Source organism: Rhodothermaceae bacterium (assembly GCA_009838195.1).
Lineage (GTDB): Bacteria > Bacteroidota > Rhodothermia > Rhodothermales > Bin80 > Bin80.
In genome coordinates, this window is sequence record VXSC01000042.1 from 35253 (window position 1) to 51618 (window position 16366).

14 protein-coding genes and 1 tRNA gene are annotated in these 16366 nt (G+C 51.1%); 6 read left to right on the forward strand and 9 right to left on the reverse strand.

Going from position 1 to position 16366, the window contains the following annotated elements; genetic code table 11:
* Positions 1-163 precede the first annotated feature (163 nt).
* Positions 164-469 carry a T9SS type A sorting domain-containing protein gene (locus tag F4Y64_09555; protein MXX97843.1) on the reverse strand — a complete coding sequence of 102 codons (306 nt, stop codon included), beginning with the start codon at positions 467-469 and terminating at the stop codon, positions 164-166.
* On the opposite strand from F4Y64_09555, the gene F4Y64_09560 reads away from it, so the two are divergent.
* The 3 genes from F4Y64_09560 to F4Y64_09570 all read left to right on the forward strand — a co-directional run bounded on the left by F4Y64_09560 (position 377) and on the right by F4Y64_09570 (position 1636).
* Positions 377-694, forward strand: a complete 318-nt coding sequence (locus F4Y64_09560; protein ID MXX97844.1) for a hypothetical protein — start codon at positions 377-379, stop codon at positions 692-694. The two genes, F4Y64_09555 and F4Y64_09560, sit on opposite strands and share 93 nt — an antisense overlap.
* The gene (locus F4Y64_09565; protein MXX97845.1) at positions 625-1053 is read left to right on the forward strand and encodes a hypothetical protein; all 429 of its coding nucleotides are present in this window, start codon (positions 625-627) and stop codon (positions 1051-1053) included. The genes F4Y64_09560 and F4Y64_09565 overlap by 70 nt, the downstream gene beginning before the upstream one ends.
* Before the next feature lie 313 nt (positions 1054-1366).
* Entirely contained in the window at positions 1367-1636 is a 270-nt protein-coding gene (locus tag F4Y64_09570) for a hypothetical protein (GenBank protein MXX97846.1), read from the forward strand.
* Between the two features lie 89 nt (positions 1637-1725).
* On the opposite strand, the gene F4Y64_09575 is transcribed toward F4Y64_09570, so the two are convergent.
* The 6 genes from F4Y64_09575 to F4Y64_09600 form a co-directional block, all read right to left on the reverse strand.
* Positions 1726-3033 (reverse strand): amidohydrolase family protein, encoded by a 1308-nt coding sequence (locus tag F4Y64_09575; GenBank protein MXX97847.1) that lies wholly within the window; start codon positions 3031-3033, stop codon positions 1726-1728.
* Positions 3034-3035: 2 nt separating this feature from the next.
* On the reverse strand, positions 3036-4409 hold the full coding sequence (locus F4Y64_09580; protein MXX97848.1) for an amidohydrolase family protein: 1374 nt from the start codon (positions 4407-4409) through the stop codon (positions 3036-3038).
* A gap of 4 nt (positions 4410-4413) precedes the next feature.
* The gene (locus F4Y64_09585) at positions 4414-6201 is read right to left on the reverse strand and encodes an amidohydrolase family protein (GenBank protein MXX97849.1); all 1788 of its coding nucleotides are present in this window, start codon (positions 6199-6201) and stop codon (positions 4414-4416) included.
* A 57-nt stretch (positions 6202-6258) separates the two neighbouring features.
* Positions 6259-8025, reverse strand: coding sequence for an ATP-binding protein (locus tag F4Y64_09590; GenBank protein ID MXX97850.1), 1767 nt, complete (start codon positions 8023-8025; stop codon positions 6259-6261).
* Between the two features lie 243 nt (positions 8026-8268).
* The gene (locus F4Y64_09595) at positions 8269-9348 is read right to left on the reverse strand and encodes a class I fructose-bisphosphate aldolase (protein MXX97851.1); all 1080 of its coding nucleotides are present in this window, start codon (positions 9346-9348) and stop codon (positions 8269-8271) included.
* A gap of 82 nt (positions 9349-9430) precedes the next feature.
* Positions 9431-10471 carry an FAD-binding oxidoreductase gene (locus tag F4Y64_09600; GenBank protein ID MXX97852.1) on the reverse strand — a complete coding sequence of 347 codons (1041 nt, stop codon included), beginning with the start codon at positions 10469-10471 and terminating at the stop codon, positions 9431-9433.
* A 55-nt stretch (positions 10472-10526) separates the two neighbouring features.
* Here F4Y64_09600 and F4Y64_09605 point away from each other — a divergent pair.
* Both F4Y64_09605 and F4Y64_09610 read left to right on the forward strand, forming a co-directional pair.
* Positions 10527-10600: transfer RNA gene (locus tag F4Y64_09605), tRNA-Arg, on the forward strand.
* Between the two features lie 381 nt (positions 10601-10981).
* Entirely contained in the window at positions 10982-12148 is a 1167-nt protein-coding gene (locus F4Y64_09610) for a PQQ-dependent sugar dehydrogenase (protein MXX97853.1), read from the forward strand.
* Between the two features lie 125 nt (positions 12149-12273).
* On the opposite strand, the gene F4Y64_09615 is transcribed toward F4Y64_09610, so the two are convergent.
* Both F4Y64_09615 and F4Y64_09620 read right to left on the reverse strand, forming a co-directional pair.
* The gene (locus F4Y64_09615) at positions 12274-13308 is read right to left on the reverse strand and encodes a sugar kinase (protein MXX97854.1); all 1035 of its coding nucleotides are present in this window, start codon (positions 13306-13308) and stop codon (positions 12274-12276) included.
* A 42-nt stretch (positions 13309-13350) separates the two neighbouring features.
* Entirely contained in the window at positions 13351-14832 is a 1482-nt protein-coding gene (locus tag F4Y64_09620) for an SLC13/DASS family transporter (GenBank protein ID MXX97855.1), read from the reverse strand.
* A gap of 49 nt (positions 14833-14881) precedes the next feature.
* Here F4Y64_09620 and xylB point away from each other — a divergent pair, with 49 nt between their 5' ends.
* Complete coding sequence (gene xylB, locus F4Y64_09625) at positions 14882-16366, forward strand: xylulokinase (GenBank protein ID MXX97856.1); 1485 nt, start codon at positions 14882-14884, stop codon at positions 16364-16366.

Here is a 16366-nt window from a genome sequence, read left to right on the forward strand (position 1 = left end):
ACTCCGTTCACTCCTAAATCCGTAGCGAATAGGCAACCCTCATAATTGATGAATTTTAGTTCATCATAACCTGGATAAATGTCCATTTGAGGACTAAAAAGCCCTAGGCAGTGCGATTGGGGGTGCACCGATTGCAACCGGTGCACCCCCAATCGATCATGGGCTACTTAACGAGGGTCATCTGGCCTTTGACAAGGTGGATACTTGTTTCCATCCTGGCAACAATGCGATACACATATACACCAGATGGCAGGTTCGGAACCGCAAGCGTTAATGATCTTGACGGACCCGCAGTAAGACCGAAGAATTCCTCCGCATGAACTTTTTGCCCCAGCAGATTGAATATTTCAACAGATATATCCGCAGACGTAGGTAAATCCAATTTGAACGCTTCCTGTTGGCCTTGGTGGAACAGGAACAGCAGAGTCGAACGAATCATCGCATTCAGCGCTTTCTGCGGGCCTCTCATCTGCCGAGAGAAAAAACCTTGGATCAGTTTGATCGAACCCGATTACCGATCCCTATAAATCACCAGGTCAGTACACTGTTGGAGGGTGGCTTTGTCGATCGAAACGAAAATGTCTTGGCTCTGGGGGCCCCTGGAACCGGAAAAACGCATCTCTTATGCGCATTGGGCCACGAACTGGTCCATCAAGGCCGCGGATCCGCTTTTATCGTTGCCGTGCACTGGTAGAGCAGTTGATGCAGGCCAAGCACGATCAATGCCTGTCCCCATTCATGAAACAACTTCTGCGCTTTGAAGCCCTCATTGTGGATGGGATTGGGTATGGGACACTTAGCCCAGAGGAAGCAGATGTCTTATTCCAGCTCTTGGCCGAACGCTACGAACACGGAAGTATTCTGATCTCCTGTCATCTGGCCTTCTCAGAGTGGAAACAGATCTTCCAGAACCCAATCACGACCACCGCCGTCGTTGACCGACTGGTGCATCACAGTGTCATCCTTGAACTCGACCTGCCCAGCTACCGGCTCGAAGTGGCACGCCAACGACAAAACGAAGAACAGGACCCATCCAAGACAAACGACACATGATCTTGAACGTGCCCCTTGGACGGAATCCGATTCGTTGGGTATCTTTACAGTGCTTGCCAAAAGGTAAGCACTGTTCAACATATCAACCAATCCTGTATGGACAAAACACACAGAGTTCAACGTGCGCAACTCGGCTTCGCAACTCGCTGCTTCGCCTCGTTGTGCGAGCTCCACCGACTTAAATTCTAATTGTCGCCGACTTAAAATTTAATTGTCGTTAAACACTTCGCTACGACCGAACAATCATACAGCAATCATTTCCACACGGATTCCAGGTGTTTATATCCCTGAAACCAATACCTCTCAACCGCTGATGGCAGTACTGGAATCAACTTCAAATATGCCGGAGGGTGGGGTGAATGTGACAGTTCTGATCGAGACACCGGCGATTCCTTTTGCGGGTCAAGTAGTAATTCTTGGGGAAAATGGTCAGAATTTAGGACAAACGGATCTGCTAGTGTACACGCGCAGTCGTGTTACGGCTCCGTTATCTGCTCCGCCTGGAGAGTTCATCACACTGGAGTTCATTCCGGATCTAGGCACACCTGCTCCCCCATCTATACAAATCCCAGTGGATTATTAATCACCAACGGTCCGATCAAGTCCAGAATAGAATGAACGGACCTCTAGAGTAACTACAGAGGATGACTCGGGATACAGTAGACACAAAAGTCAGTCCTGACCATGTTTATGTAGGCCGGGACTTCGTTGCAGAAACTCCTCATAGAGTCGGGTATGTCTGCTTTCCATCGGGATCTCGTACCCGGCAATAAACACATGGTGGATCGTGGTTGCTGTTTCAAATGGGTCTCCATCGGAAACAAAAAACGTTGCCTCCTTGCCCACCTCAAGTGATCCGAGCCTATCACTCACACCAAAAATTTCAGCAGGATTGATAGTTACCGCGCGAAGAGCCTCCGCTATGGGTAATCCGTAAGCAGTGGCGAATCCGGCATGATAGGGTAGGTTGCGTGCGTTGGCAGTGTCATCTGAGCGGAGGGCAATTTTTACGCCCGCTGCATGCATTAGACCTGCATTCCTGTATGCTTTGTCAAAACGATCACTTTGTCGAGTCGGGATGCTAAGGACCGGCCCGACCAGACATGGAATCCCAGCTTCGGCGATTTTATCCGCAACACGCCATCCCTCCGCAAGACCGCTGAAGAGCACACGATCAATATCACGGGCCTGAACCCACTCAATAGCAGCAAGGATGTCGTTCGCTGCATTGACCTGAATAATGAGTGTCTGTTTCCCTCGGATAACATCTCTCAGCGCTTCCATAGAAGGCACGTACTCAGGTTTCCGTCCATCTTCTGGACGGGTCTGATAGGTAGAGTCAATCCGATTGTGTAATTCTGCACTGTCCCAGGTGTCATTGAGCTTTTTCATGGCCTCGTCTGCAGCTTTCTTGACCTCTTCCTCCGACCGGGAATCAAATCGACCTCTGCGACCTGTAGCGGGGAAACGAAGGATCACCCCTTCAAAACCAGCAAACATTTGTTGCGGGGTATAACCATGAAGATTGATCAACGCGGCTTGTCCGGGAAGCATCCCACCGGACGGGACAGTGAGGACGGTCGTCACTCCGCTAACTCTCGTAACCGGAATGGCGACACCATTCGGGTTGACTGCAGTGAGGGCTTTCATTTGTGGTGACAGATCACCGAGCTCTGAAGCATCACGGGTTTCCGGCAGTGACCCTACCTCTATAAGCCCCATTTGCGTCCCCGAGTCAATCATGCCGGGGTAGACACTCAATCCCGCCAGATCAATAACCCTGGCATCCTCCGGTATATCCACGTTCACGCCAATTTGAATGATCGTGCCGTCCTGAATCAGGATCGTTCCACTCTCAATGGTTCCCTGAGTGACGGTAACAATACGCGCGTTGGTCAGTGCAGTCACCGTATCCGTTTTCTCCGGAGATGGTGGAAACAATAAGGTTACGGCAATAAGCAGTGAATAGAAAATGGACATCATTAATTGCTTTCCAGGAAGTCATAGAGGTCCAGTGAACCTTCGTACAGGCACTGGTGCGTATCGTCGTGCGAGTGCAGTACTACCGTATCAACGGTGCTTTCAGGATCTACGATCAGGCGTATATCATCGGTATCCGTTTCAATATCAAAGTAGACGATGCCATCGACAACCGTCTTCTGATTGATTGCATAAACCGAAAGCGGGTGACGGTCAAAGATCGCCAAGTCTCCCTCTTTGCCTATCTCGATAGAGCCGATACGGTCGCCAATGCCAAGTTGTATTGCCGGGTTGATCGTGATGAGCGCCAGGGCCTCGTCGTCACTGAGGTCGCCGTATTTTTGCGATTTTGCTGCTTCATGGTACAAGTGACGATTAAGTTCTCCTGAGTCCGAGTTAATGGAGGTGAGTACACCGTTACGCGTCAGGATTGCTGCGTTGTAGGCGGTTGAATAGTACACCTCAAATTTGTATCCCCACCAGTCAGCGAAGACAGAAGCAGTAGCCCCGAACTCGGCAAGTTCGGGAGCAATTTTGAAACCCTCGTTGACATGCTGCAACGTGATTTGGTCGACACCAAAATCTTCCAGCACTCCCAGAAGCATTAGAATTTCATCCGCGCGGTATGAATGGCAATGGATCAGGATATCACCACTTAGGATATTCGCCATGACTTCCAGTTGGCTGTTATAGGCAGGAGGGATCGCACGCGGGTTTGCTTTTGCATTCTCCTCATACTGTGCCCAAGCCTCCTGATAGCGCTGTGCTTTCGCAAAGGTCTCGCGCAGCACATATTCTACACCCATACGGGATGCAGGGCGTTTGTTGTTTCCGCGGCCGTGCACTCGTGTAGGGTTCTCACCAAGGGCAAATTTAATTGTGCGTGGAGCTCCAGCCATACGAAGTTCATCTGGATCCAAAAGCCCCCATCGGTGCTTAATCGTTTCATTCTGTCCCCCAATCACATTGGCAGATCCATGCATCACATGAGAGGAGGTTACTCCTCCTGCCAAGGCACGATAGATGGCAATACTGTAGGGGTTGAGTACATCTCCAACGGATACCTGGGCGGTGACTGGGGCAGACGACTCGTTCACGTTGCTAATGCCGATATGCGAATGTGCATCAATAATTCCGGGCATGACGTACATGCCTGTGGCATCAATTACAGGGACATCCTGAGATGCACTCAACTGCTCCCCTACAGCTGTAATGATCCCGTCCTGAATCAAGACATCTGTGTTTTCTAGGGTCCCATTCGTGATGGTTAGTACTGTAGCATTGCGGACCATCAAGTCTCCAGTGGGTATTTCTTGCGCTGCAGAATTTATTGCAACCGAAAGTAGTGCGACAAGGAAAAAGGTTTTTAGCTTCATTGGATCAGTCATAGAACTGTGTTGACTTCTCAGGGCCCGATGTTCGCGTACCGGATACCGATACCGGGCCGACATTTGGCACATCAAAAGAGCCATTCATTGAATCGGCGTCTAATGTGAGCGAGGAGCTGATTGTACCAAACCCTCCTGCATTAAAGGAGAAGGTCAGTACATTATCAGTCATAGCGATATATTCAAGGGGGGCGGCTTCCGGGTCAACTTCCACGATCAAGGTGCCAGACCAATCATCATCCGAACCACTGATCGTGAGTGTTCCTGCGATCTCACCATCTGGTGAGGAGATGGTCAGCGACCATGTTCCGACGGGATTTGCTCCTGATTCACCGCCGGTACCGGAGGATTTTTTTGGCGGTTCCACGTCATATTTACGGCCATCAACGAAGACATACTGAATCTCTCCATCTTCATCGAAAATGGATCCTTTTGTAACCACTAAATTTCCCATTTTTCCAACTTCAACAGTTCCCATACTGGACGTAAGCCCGAGGATTTCTGCTGGAGTGGTGGTGAGCGCTGCCAAAGCTGCGGCCTCAGAAAGCCCTTCATCGACCATTTTTCTGACGTTCGTCAAAAGGTCAGAGGGAGAGGCACCTCCAGTTGAAAATCCAAAGGAGAGCCCCTCTGCTTCAAGCGTGGCGGCATTACTGACATGGGTTTTGTAGGCCATATGACGCCGAGCTTCCAGATTTTCCTTTTCTATTGCAATGTCCGTAAATGAGGTGACCCGAAGATCTGGGTCGTAGTCAAGATGCATTACCTCAGGCAACGCAACCGGTGCATCGGTTGGTGCAGCTTTTGTGGAGTCCGTCGGAGGCTCTTTCTTGTCTTTTCTTAGCTCCTTTGGGAGCTCGAGAGTCAATAGGAGGGGCAAGTTCGCGGACTTCAGTTTGTCGATAGCATCAAAGCTCTGGCTGAGGCCAGTCAGCACCGCGGGAAAACCCAACTCTTCTTGAACGGACAGCACCCGGTGCAAATCAAGAACATCATCGGTTTGAAAGAAAATAGGCCTATTCCCCTCCAGCACGGGGAACATGGCATAGTGGACCGGATCATAGCGCGGACGTTCGAGACCAGTTGGATTCTCACTGTATAACTGTTCAACCCGATGACGTCGCTCAGACTCTCTGTACAGTTGGCGCAGCTTGGCAATAACTGCCATGTCAGTACCCGGATACATTCTGCGTGCTCCGCTGAGTTGTGCATACAGGGCAGTCTCTCCACGGTACACCATCTCGTTTGGAGTATCACCTCCCAAGAGGATGATTGCCCCCAGACCAGGTAGCATACGGCCTCTGGGAACAACATGTGCAGCGGTGAAGCCAGATTCTCGCATGGAGGCAATTTGTTTATCTTTCGGATCAAGTAAACCGCGAACATCCCTGTGTGGTAGGATCCCCGCTAACTCGTTCGGTGGAAAGGCTGGGTCGTCAGGGCGTTCCTGTTCAGGTTGCTGCCTTGGCTGAGGAATTCCTGTATGAGAAAGACCATCAATGAATCCGGCATAAACAGTTAGAGAATCTGCCGGTATTTCAATCGCATCAAAGGGGATCGCTGCGTCAGGCCCGACCGCTACGATCAGACCATCTCGGATGATTACATTGCTCTGTTCTTGAATCTGACTAGGCGACTGGATGACATGTGCGTTGGTAAGCGCAATAGTTCGGGTCACATCGGGAACAGATTCTCCGCTATTGACCTGTGCCCTTACGGGCAGGTTGATCAAAACAATGCAACAGATAGCGACAGCGAAGATGGAGTAGTTAACGCGCATAGGTAAATTGCGAAGAATGGGCAGGCAATATACGATGTACGCTGATTGAGAACGTATTTATGTGAGTTGTAATTTCAATTTGGTCACACGTTGGGCAATTTTAGCACGATCCATAGACCGATATATTTTGGGCAGAGCTTCCTTGCTCGTGCTTTCCAGTACAGCGACCAAGGCCTGGAGCTCTTTTTCCTCACTATTTTCAGGTGGGACAAAGTCCTCAACAACAGAGGTCAGAATTTCGGCTGTGACCGCACGGGGGTCTCCGTGAATCGCAGCTGCACGAAATTTGGCACGCGTCAAGAGGGCCTCCATATCTGCTCCACTATAGGTTGTCTTTCCATTCAACAGAGCTTTAGGGACAGCTTCCTCAGGAAGGTCAATCTTTGTTCTGCGCATCATGACGCGTAGCAGTTCGAGGCGATCTTCCTGGGTAGATGGGTAGAAGAGTGCAATATGCTCTTCCGCTCGTCCTTGGCGCTTGAGGTCCACCGGCATGAGGTCTGGACGTGCAGTAATCAGAAAGAATATAATTCGTCCGCGGTGTTCCGGTTTGCTCATAAAGGAGGCAATCTGCCCGAAAACACGTTTGGAGACTCCCGAATCTCCTTCCGCATCCCGATTTCCTAGTGCTGCGTCTGCTTCGTCAATCACAACGGCAACCGGTGGCATAGCTTCCAGAAGATTCAAGATCCGTTCCAGATTCCCTTCCGTCTGCCCCTGCCATTGTGAGCGAAAATTCTTCAGCTTCACCATGGGCACACCAATGTCATTGGCAAAGCATGTGATCATAAAAGTTTTCCCTGTCCCAACCGGTCCACTCACCAGGTACCCCATTGGCATGACTTCATGCATGCCCTGTTTTAACGCAGATGCCGCTTGTCGCAGGTGAGTTTTTGCTTCAGCGTGCCCGGCTACATCGTCTAGGCCACTATCTGATTCGACGAATTCCAGCATCCCAAACGCAGATTCTTCAATCAAAGATTTTTTGAGTTTGGATAGATGATCGAAACTGAGATAAGTTTTGTTCTCCAAGGTATCGGCAAGGATGGTCTGCAGTTGGGTATATCCGAGCCCGGGGGTATTCTGTGAAAACTCTTCCAAGCCAAGGTCGGAGTGCTGCTCAAAGAGGGAGATGGAATCCTTCGTAGACCACTTTGCGAATGCCAGGCGATCTTCGTTCTCAGGGAGGGGGATATTTATCTCGGCAGTCCAAGGGCTCTGAACATGTTGCTGATTGAGGTCACTCAGATTTTCTGCAATCAAACAGATTGTAAAGTCATGCTCCAGGAACAGTGGGTCATGCGCCCAGCGCTGCAGATTTACGAGCGCACTTCGATCCTCAGCTGAATACATGGATGCTTCCGCCATCGGGATAATGGTTTCGGCATAGTCAATGATGCAGGCGATTCTTTTTCTGGAGCTTAGGCGTAGCCGGAAGTAGTTGTCAAGGATGGACAGGACCTGTGACGGATCTCGTGGTCGTTTTCGAGCAAATTCGGTCCCAAAGAGGCTGTCGTGTCCCGAGACTGCGCGGTTGAAATCTTTTTGCGTTTCCGTGTCAAGGAAATGAATCCCAGCCGCCCGATCATAAAGCACCACAATATCCCGGGCGGCGAATAGTTCATTTACCAGGAAGTGTGTCAACCCGACATAGTCTACCTTGCCGGATTCGGGGTCTTCGTGCCGCACGAGATCGCGGACGTTACCATGGAGGATAAACTGGATTAACGTCTTGGTGAAATACTTACGTGCCAGTATCCGCGCCCATTCGGGGTAATGAGCAGTGTACTGGTCAAATTGTGACGTTTGCTTTGAGTCCCCCATGTTGTTTCCGTGCGTTGCAGTCTCTTTAACGGACTCCGACAGCACAAGATACATTCCAAGCGTCACATTGCGAGCGAGGCTTCAGAGCAAGTGAGCCAAGGGTAAGCAGAATGGCTAAGCAGGTTCAGACCCGCAAAACCACTCAAATTTTTTGGTCTCTGGAAGTACCAATAAAAGGCATTCCCTCACGCTCCATCAAATGGATGGGGGAGGGGAGCCCGTGCTCAATAAAGTTGCGGCGCGCTATGCGACGGTGACGGATGAATCAAGATAGACATCCTGAATCGCGTTCAGGATGCCAACACCATCTCCCATCGGACGCTGGAATGCCTTGCGACCGGAAATCAGCCCCATGCCGCCAGCACGCTTGTTGATTACGGCAGTCTTGACGGCCTGCTGTAAATCGTTTGATCCAGATGCACCGCCTGAATTGATCAGTCCGCAACGTCCCATATAGCAATTGGCGACCTGATAGCGGGTAAGATCAATCGGATGATCACTGGCCAACTTTGTGTAGATACGTTCATCGAACTTGCCGTAGCTGGAACCGCCATAATTCAATGCAGCATACCCTCCATTCGAGGTGGGTTGTTTCTGCTTAATAATATCGGCTTCAATGGTCACGCCCAGATGATTGGCCTGACCGGTGAGGTCGGCAGATGCTTCGTGGTTCACGCCATCAATCTTGAAAGCACTGTTGCGCACATAACACCATAGAATGGTCAGCATTCCGAGTTCATGTGCAAAGGCAAAGGCCTCGGTGACTTCCTGCAGTTGTCGGTTAGAGCCCTCAGATCCAAAATAAATGGTAGCTCCTACACCAATGCAACCCATATCCCATGCGTTCTGAATATTTGCAAAAGGAATCTGATCGTGTGAGTTGGGATAACTCAACAATTCGTTATGGTTGAACTTCAGGATGAAAGGAATCTTATGCGCATATTTGCGTGCCACGGCCCCCAAGACACCATACGTCGAAGCCACACCGTTGCATCCCCCTTCAATCGCCAGTCGGACAATGTTTTCGGGGTCAAAATACACCGGATTTTTTGCGAAGGAAGCACCTGCGGAATGCTCAATCCCCTGGTCAACCGGAAGAATGGATACGTAACCCGTACCAGCCAAGCGTCCTGAGTTAAACAGGGTATGCAGTGAGCGGAGTACACGAGGATTCCGGTCTGAGCCTGCCCAGACTTCGTCAACAAAGTCGGGCCCCGGTAAATGCAGGTTCTCATGCGGGATCGTGGTACACTTGTGTGTTAAAAGATTTTCTGCTGAATCCTCGAGGATGTCAGCGATGTTCCTGTTTAGCACTTCAGCCATCGGTAAGAAAATTGATTGAGTTCAAATTTAAGGTGCAGGGTGATTGAATCACCCATTAAAAAGGTTTTACGCCTCAAATGCATTAATTCTTCTGTAGACGGAGTTCTTTGGGTAGGTTTGAAGGATTAGTTATCCAATTTTCAAGGTTTCGCCCAATATGTGATCCAAACAATAACCCCTTCGATCCCAGCCCGGTCAGTACCCAGACATTGCTAGTCAGTGGGCCGACCATCGGAAGCCTAGTTCCAGGAACTCCAACCCGAATCCCTGCAGATGCACTTAAAACTTTTGCGGATGCCACGGAGGGGATCATCTGTTGGGTTAGAGCAAGAATTTTTGCAATCCCCTCTTCGTTCGATTCCAGATCTTGCGGTGCATGTTCATAGGTAGTTCCGAGAATCAGTCTATCCTCGACTGGAACTGCGTAGCCGTATCCACTGACTGGAAGTGGGATCTCGGTTGAGGGGGATACATACACCAGTTGTCCCTTGGTGCAATGAAGATTCAGATTTCTCAGTTTTGGGATGGATTGGTATCCAGCACCGACTGCGAGAATCAGCTTTTTTGTTCTGAGGGATCTGCCCGAGTCTAATACTGCAGTGACTTCCGAACCACGGTCTTCCCAATTGGTAAGGTTATTTTGGATCACCGTGCAACGCGGGATCAGTGAGGTAATCAGCCGATCCAGCATTTGCGGTATATCTGCTACACCTCCTTTTGTGATTGCTGCACCAAATGGAGCGGTGATAGATGGATACATCCCAACCACCTGATCAGGTTGGAGCCAGGTAAATGATTCGGGTTTTTCCAGGGAAATTGTGCGAAAAAGCGAGGCTTGGACCTCGTTAAGAGCAGGGCGAAGAATGCCACATGGGTTATAGGTCTCAAGTGCGTCTGCACGGCGTAGTGTATGCAGAAAATCCTCGTACGCAACACTTGCATTCCAGAGTCCTCCCATTCGCTGTCCGGCAAACGGGTTTACCAGTCCCGCAGCAATTGTAGAGGCTGCCGGAGCAGTTCCCGAGAGTAGGGCGACCCTTTTCGAGTTAGACAAATACAGTGCTGCGCAAGTGCCGCCTAATCCGGCACCGACGATGATGATATCAAGCGTTGAATCCTGCACAGGCCTTTACCGGAACAGCTTTATAACGTCAGGGTAGCAAGGGGCCACTGCACATGTGCCCGTAGCTCAGCTGGATAGAGCGTCTGACTACGGATCAGAAGGTCGGGGGTTCGAATCCTCCCGGGCATACCGCCAAAAACGCCCCAGGATACTTTGAAAACAGTGATTCTAGGGCGTTTTTCTGTTTGCATCAGTTTGGCCATAGTTACAACATTTTGCAAGTAATTGCAACGATTTATGACTTGTGTGTACCCACGGAGCCAAAATGTTCTTCCATCTGCTCTAGAAATGCATTCAGCCTAATCACATGCTACTCAAAGGGCGGGTATATGAGTTCACGGCCGATGTGATCTCGGTAATGGATAGCGCTGATCTCCCACTCGGAAGTGGAACACGCGATGCATTCAGGGGGTTCATGAACGCCGGGTCGGAAGTCGCCCGTGTTGCCCGTATATCACAACGGCATCATCCCCTATCAAAACGTATACTATACGCTCCAAACGAAATATTATGATGATACGTATGCCCCTTCTCTTCATAGTCATGGGATTCATTTTGTCGAGTGCACTGCCAGTCTACGGCCAAGCACCGGTTCTGCGGTCTGCCTACCACGACTTTCGTGTCGTTGATGTGGCCCAAGGTTTTGAACGCCCCTGGTCTATTGCTTTTCTGCCCGGGGGTGACATGTTGGTCACCGAACTCTCGGGGCGACTCCGGATTGTTCGGGAGGGAAAGTTGATGGAGGAGCCCGTGGCTGGAGTCCCCGAGGTCTTGGCCCAGGGTCAGGGTGGGCTGCTTGATGTGGTTCCGCATCCGGATTTTGCGTCGAACCGCCTGATTTACCTCAGTTTCTCAAAGCCCTTGGCTGACAGCGAAGGGGCGACAACGGCCGTCGTGCGAGGCCGGTTCGAAAATGACCGACTCATCGAGGTTGAGCAAATCTTTGAGGCAGACTCTCGGGGACGGGGACACTACGGTTGTCGTCTGGCATTCGACGGGAACGGTTACCTGTTTATCACCGTCGGCGATCGCCAAATACCACCTCGAGGAGACTTGGAGGCTCATCCGGCGCAAGACCTTTCCAACCACCACGGCACGGTCATCCGCATCCACGATGACGGGCGTGTTCCTACGGACAACCCCTTCGTTGACCAAGCTGGAATACAACCAGAGATCTGGAGCTATGGGCATCGGAATGCGCAGGGGCTGGCGATCCATCCAGAAACGGGCGACATCTGGATCAATGAGCATGGCCCTCTGGGCGGCGATGAACTCAATCTGATACATCCTGGCCTGAACTACGGATGGCCCGTAGTTGGGTACGGAGTGAACTACCGCAGTGGCACGGCTATCCACGAAGGAATCTACCGCGAAGGGATGGAACCGCCCGCGTATTTTTGGGTGCCGTCGATCGCCACCTCGGGAATGTTGATCTATACCGGGGATCGTTTTCCCGCTTGGCATGGCAACTTCTTTGTGGGTGGCTTGTCGGGCCAACAACTGGCACGCCTGACCCTTGATGGCCAAGAGGTTGAGCAGGAAGAGACATTACACTCTGGTAGAGGCCGCATCCGCGATGTCCGCCAAGGACCGGATGGCTATATCTATCTCGCCATTGATGATCGCCAAGGGGGCTTGACACCGGTGGTGAGGCTAGAGCCTGTGGACGCACACTGATCCTGGAGGGAGTACCGGTTCAGGGTAGTTTGCCAACGGGTTTCCACGGCGTCCGACTACGGATCAGAAGGTTCGGGGAATCGAATTCTCCTAAGCACGTAGAGTCAACCTCAGGAATTTGAGGCCTAGCGACTAACTCGCCCGGAGGCATCGCCAGAGAGCAGTTTTTCCACCTCTGCCACAGTTACTTGGTTGAAGTCGCCCGGGACGGTGTGCTTGAGACAGGATGCGGCTACACCAAAATTCAGGGCACTCTGATCGTCTCCTCCAAATGATAGAAGCCCATAGATAAGACCTGCTCCAAATGAATCGCCTCCCCCAACCCGGTCAACAATTGGAGTAACCTCATAAGTAGGTCCATGGAGGAGCTCCGACCCGTTCCACAGAACTCCCGACCAAATATTGTGTGAGGCGCTGATCGAGCTTCTTAGTGTAGTCACGGCACGTTTGCAGCGTGGAAAAATCTCCATCAGTTGTCTCCCCACCGGCTCATATGTTGAAGCATCCAAATGGCCGCTTCGAACTTCTACTCCCTCAGGGTGGATCCCAAAAACTTTTTGGGCATCTTCTTCATTGCCAATAATCACATCACAGAAAGAAACCAGCCCGTGCATAACCTCTGCGGGAGTTTTTCCCCACTTCCATAATCGTCCCCGATAATTGAGATCAACGGAAATCGTTAGGTCATGACGGCTGGCCGCCTCAAGAGCTTCTTTAACAGTCAGTGCGGCTGTTTCGGAGATCGCAGGTGTAATTCCTGTCCAATGAAACCAATCCGCTTCACAAAAGACCTCGTCCCAATCAATCATCCCGGGCGTGATGGAGGCTATTCCTGAATGTCCGCGGTCATAGAGGACCTTGCTTGCCCGTGCCGATGCACCTGTTTCCAGGAAGTAAATACCCAAACGTTCACCCCCTCGCTGCATGAATTGCGTGTCAATCCCAAATGCAGCCATGGTCCGGATTGCACTGGTCCCCAACTCGCTGGATGGTACCCGAGATACAAATGTGACAGGGATTCCATACTGGGACAATGAGACAGCAACATTTGCTTCTGCTCCTCCATAACTTGCATCAAAGGACGATGCCTGGGTGAATCTTTGGAATCCCGGAGTAGAAAGTCTCAGCATAATTTCGCCGAAGGTGACGCAGCGTTTCATTTTCGATTCTGTTGTGTGATCTAAATAGAGTGATAGGGGGACCTACATTGCCCATCCTGGAATCGTTCCAGTCTCGATTCTAAATACCCACAAGATCAGTGAATAGGCACAGATGGTAATCAATAGGAGGAAAGCGAAGTTCAGTGCAAGACCTGCACGTGCCATCTCGAAGACGGTAACACGTCCACTCCCGTAAACAATTGCGTTAGGTGGCGTGGCAACGGGAAGCATGAAGGCACAACTGGCTGCCAGGGCCGCGGGGATTGCCATAAGTAAAGGATTTTCTCCAACGGCCAACGCCAGAGCGGCCAAGACGGGCAAGAACGTTGCCGTGGTCGCCGCGTTGCTGGTGATTTCTGTGAGAAAAACGATGATACCGGTCGTCATGAGGATAATCAGGATCGTTGGGAACCGCTGCAGGGGCTCCAGTGATTCACCGAGCCAGACAGCAAGGCCACTCCCGGAAACAGCACCTGCCAGACTAAGGCCTCCTCCGATCAGAATCAATGCCCCCCACGGTAGTTGTTTTGCGGTTTCCCAGTCCTGTGTAAAGATCCCCCGTTTGAAGTCAACAGGGATAACAAACAGCGATAAGCCTCCGATCATCGCAATCCCGGCATCCGTGAGCCCAGGGATCCACGTAATAAGCAGAGGGCGTGTGATCCAGAGAAGCGCAGTGACCAGAAAGACGATGCCAACAATTCTCTCTCCCTTCTTTACCGGGCCAAGCTTACCCCGCTCACGCTCAATCAGGTCGGCACTTCCAACTAGGTCATTCTTAGCAAAGGAATAGAGAACCTTTGTAATCATGAAAAACACAAGGGGGACACCAATCAAAACAATTGGAGCCCCAACCGAGAACCATCTGGTAAAGGTGATCGTGTATCCGTATTCGCTTTCGAAGAATGCACTAATAAACGCATTGGGGATGGTACCAATGAGGGTCCCCATCCCACCTATGTTTGCAGCATAGGCAACGCCCAGCAGTAATGCAACCGCAAAGTGGTGCTTGAAACGCTCACTGCCACTCTCAGTATCGACTAGTGCAATTACGGAAAGGGCGACAGGAAGCATCATCAAGGTCGTGGCAGTATTACTTACCCACATACTCAGTCCTGCGGTTGCAATCATGAATCCTGCAATTAAAGCCCGCGGTCCTGTGCCTACGCGCGCGATAATCCACATGGCAATCCGCCGATGTAACCCCCATCTCATCATGCTCAGGGCGATCATAAATCCTCCCATGAACAAAAAGATGATTGGATGGGCATAAGGCTCTGCGGTTTCTTGGGCGGTGCGAACACCTAAAATGGGAAATAACACCAAGGGCAGAAGCGAAGTAGCAGGAATGGGAATAGATTCACAGATCCACCACGTCGCCATAAGCAGTGCAATCCCTGCTGTATACCACGCGGCCGCTGCCAGGCCATCCGGTGGCGGCAGAATAAATACGATGATCAACCAAAATGGGCCCAGGAACAGACCCATGTATTGGCGTATTCCGTAAGAGGAGGGTATCTCCATAATTCCCTTAAATTACACTTTTATCCGCAGTTAACACCTTGATCCTTCTATGTCGGTACTCCCCTGTATTCTCGGACTGGATGTATCCACCACTGCATCCAAAGCTGTTTGTATCAATTCCGAAGGTACCGTTCTTGCACAGGCATCTAACGAACATCAGTTATCCAGCCCATATCCACTTTGGAGCGAACAGGACCCCGAAAATTGGTGGTACGCCATGTGCAATAGTATTCGCAGTGTTCTGTTATCCGTTGACGTAAAAGCTGTACGGGCGATCGGACTGACCGGACAAATGCATGGCTTAGTTCTGTTGGATTCCCACGGAAAGGTGCTCCGTCCAGCCATGCTGTGGAATGATGGCAGAGCTGGAAAACAATGCGAATTGATCCGTGAACGGGTTGGGTTGAAGCAACTCGTTGCCACCACGGGGAATGATGCATTCACAGGCTTCACGGCACCGAAGCTCTTGTGGGTCCGCGATCAGGAGCCGGAATCCTATGCAAGAATTGCTCAGGTCTTATTGCCCAAAGATTATATCCGCTGGAAGCTGAGCGGTACGTATGCAACAGATCGGGCGGGGGCAGGTGGGACCTTGCTGTTGGATCTCTCAACTCGCACCTGGGCGGTGGATTTGCTCAGGGATCTTGAGATTCCAGAAGCTTGGCTTCCGCCAACACATGAGGGTACCGAGGCTACAGGTATTGTTGATCGAACAGGTGCATTGGAGACGGGCCTCCTGGAAGGAACACCAGTTTATGCAGGAGGCGGAGATCAGGCTGCACAAGCAGTTGGTGTAGGGGCAATTCATCCCGATACTTGGGCCGTGACCCTGGGGACCTCCGGGGTTGTCTTTGCTCCGTCGAAGGATCCACGCACCGAACCACTCGGACGTGCCCATGCATTCCCACATGCAATTCCTGAAACTTGGCATATGATGGGCGTCATGCTCAGTGCGGCGGGTAGCTTTCAATGGTATCGGGATACACTTGCAAGCCATATTTCGTTTGAGCAGTTACTTGAAGAAGCTGCAGAGGTGGAGCCGGGAAGTGAAGGACTTTTCTTCTCACCCTACCTTAGCGGGGAGCGTACCCCACATGCTGATCCACTGGTCAGGGGCAGCTTTATCGGGTTGACCTCTCGGCATACGCGCGGTCATCTCACAAGAGCAGTTCTTGAGGGAGTGGCTTACGGCTTAAGAGATAATTTGCAACTTCTCCACGACGCGGGGCTGCCGACTCCTGAGCGGATCAGGATTTCTGGTGGTGGAGCAAAAAGTACGTTATGGCGGCAGATCCTATCAGATATCATGCGACACCCACTGGGCGTGGTCGGGGTGACCGAAGGGGCGGCAATGGGAGCGGCATTGTTAGCGGGGACCGGTGTAGGTATTTGGGATTCCGTGCAAGCGGCTTGTGATTCAACGATCTCTGTTCACGAGCAATCTTTTCCCGGAGATGCAGAACGCGTGTATGCCAGCTTACATGAGCAGTTCAAGGAACTCTACCCACGTCTGAAAGGATTTTACAGCACGTAG

Coding starts and splice junctions, on each gene's coding strand:
- F4Y64_09555 (MXX97843.1), bottom strand. CDS start 469: ATGAGAGGCCCGCAGAAAGCGCTGAATGCGATGATTCGTTCGACTCTG.
- F4Y64_09565 (MXX97845.1), top strand. CDS start 625: ATGCGCATTGGGCCACGAACTGGTCCATCAAGGCCGCGGATCCGCTTT.
- F4Y64_09570 (MXX97846.1), top strand. CDS start 1,367: ATGGCAGTACTGGAATCAACTTCAAATATGCCGGAGGGTGGGGTGAAT.
- F4Y64_09575 (MXX97847.1), bottom strand. CDS start 3,033: ATGTCCATTTTCTATTCACTGCTTATTGCCGTAACCTTATTGTTTCCA.
- F4Y64_09580 (MXX97848.1), bottom strand. CDS start 4,409: ATGAAGCTAAAAACCTTTTTCCTTGTCGCACTACTTTCGGTTGCAATA.
- F4Y64_09585 (MXX97849.1), bottom strand. CDS start 6,201: ATGCGCGTTAACTACTCCATCTTCGCTGTCGCTATCTGTTGCATTGTT.
- F4Y64_09590 (MXX97850.1), bottom strand. CDS start 8,025: ATGGGGGACTCAAAGCAAACGTCACAATTTGACCAGTACACTGCTCAT.
- F4Y64_09595 (MXX97851.1), bottom strand. CDS start 9,348: ATGGCTGAAGTGCTAAACAGGAACATCGCTGACATCCTCGAGGATTCA.
- F4Y64_09610 (MXX97853.1), top strand. CDS start 10,982: ATGATGATACGTATGCCCCTTCTCTTCATAGTCATGGGATTCATTTTG.
- F4Y64_09615 (MXX97854.1), bottom strand. CDS start 13,308: ATGAAACGCTGCGTCACCTTCGGCGAAATTATGCTGAGACTTTCTACT.
- F4Y64_09620 (MXX97855.1), bottom strand. CDS start 14,832: ATGGAGATACCCTCCTCTTACGGAATACGCCAATACATGGGTCTGTTC.
- xylB (MXX97856.1), top strand. CDS start 14,882: ATGTCGGTACTCCCCTGTATTCTCGGACTGGATGTATCCACCACTGCA.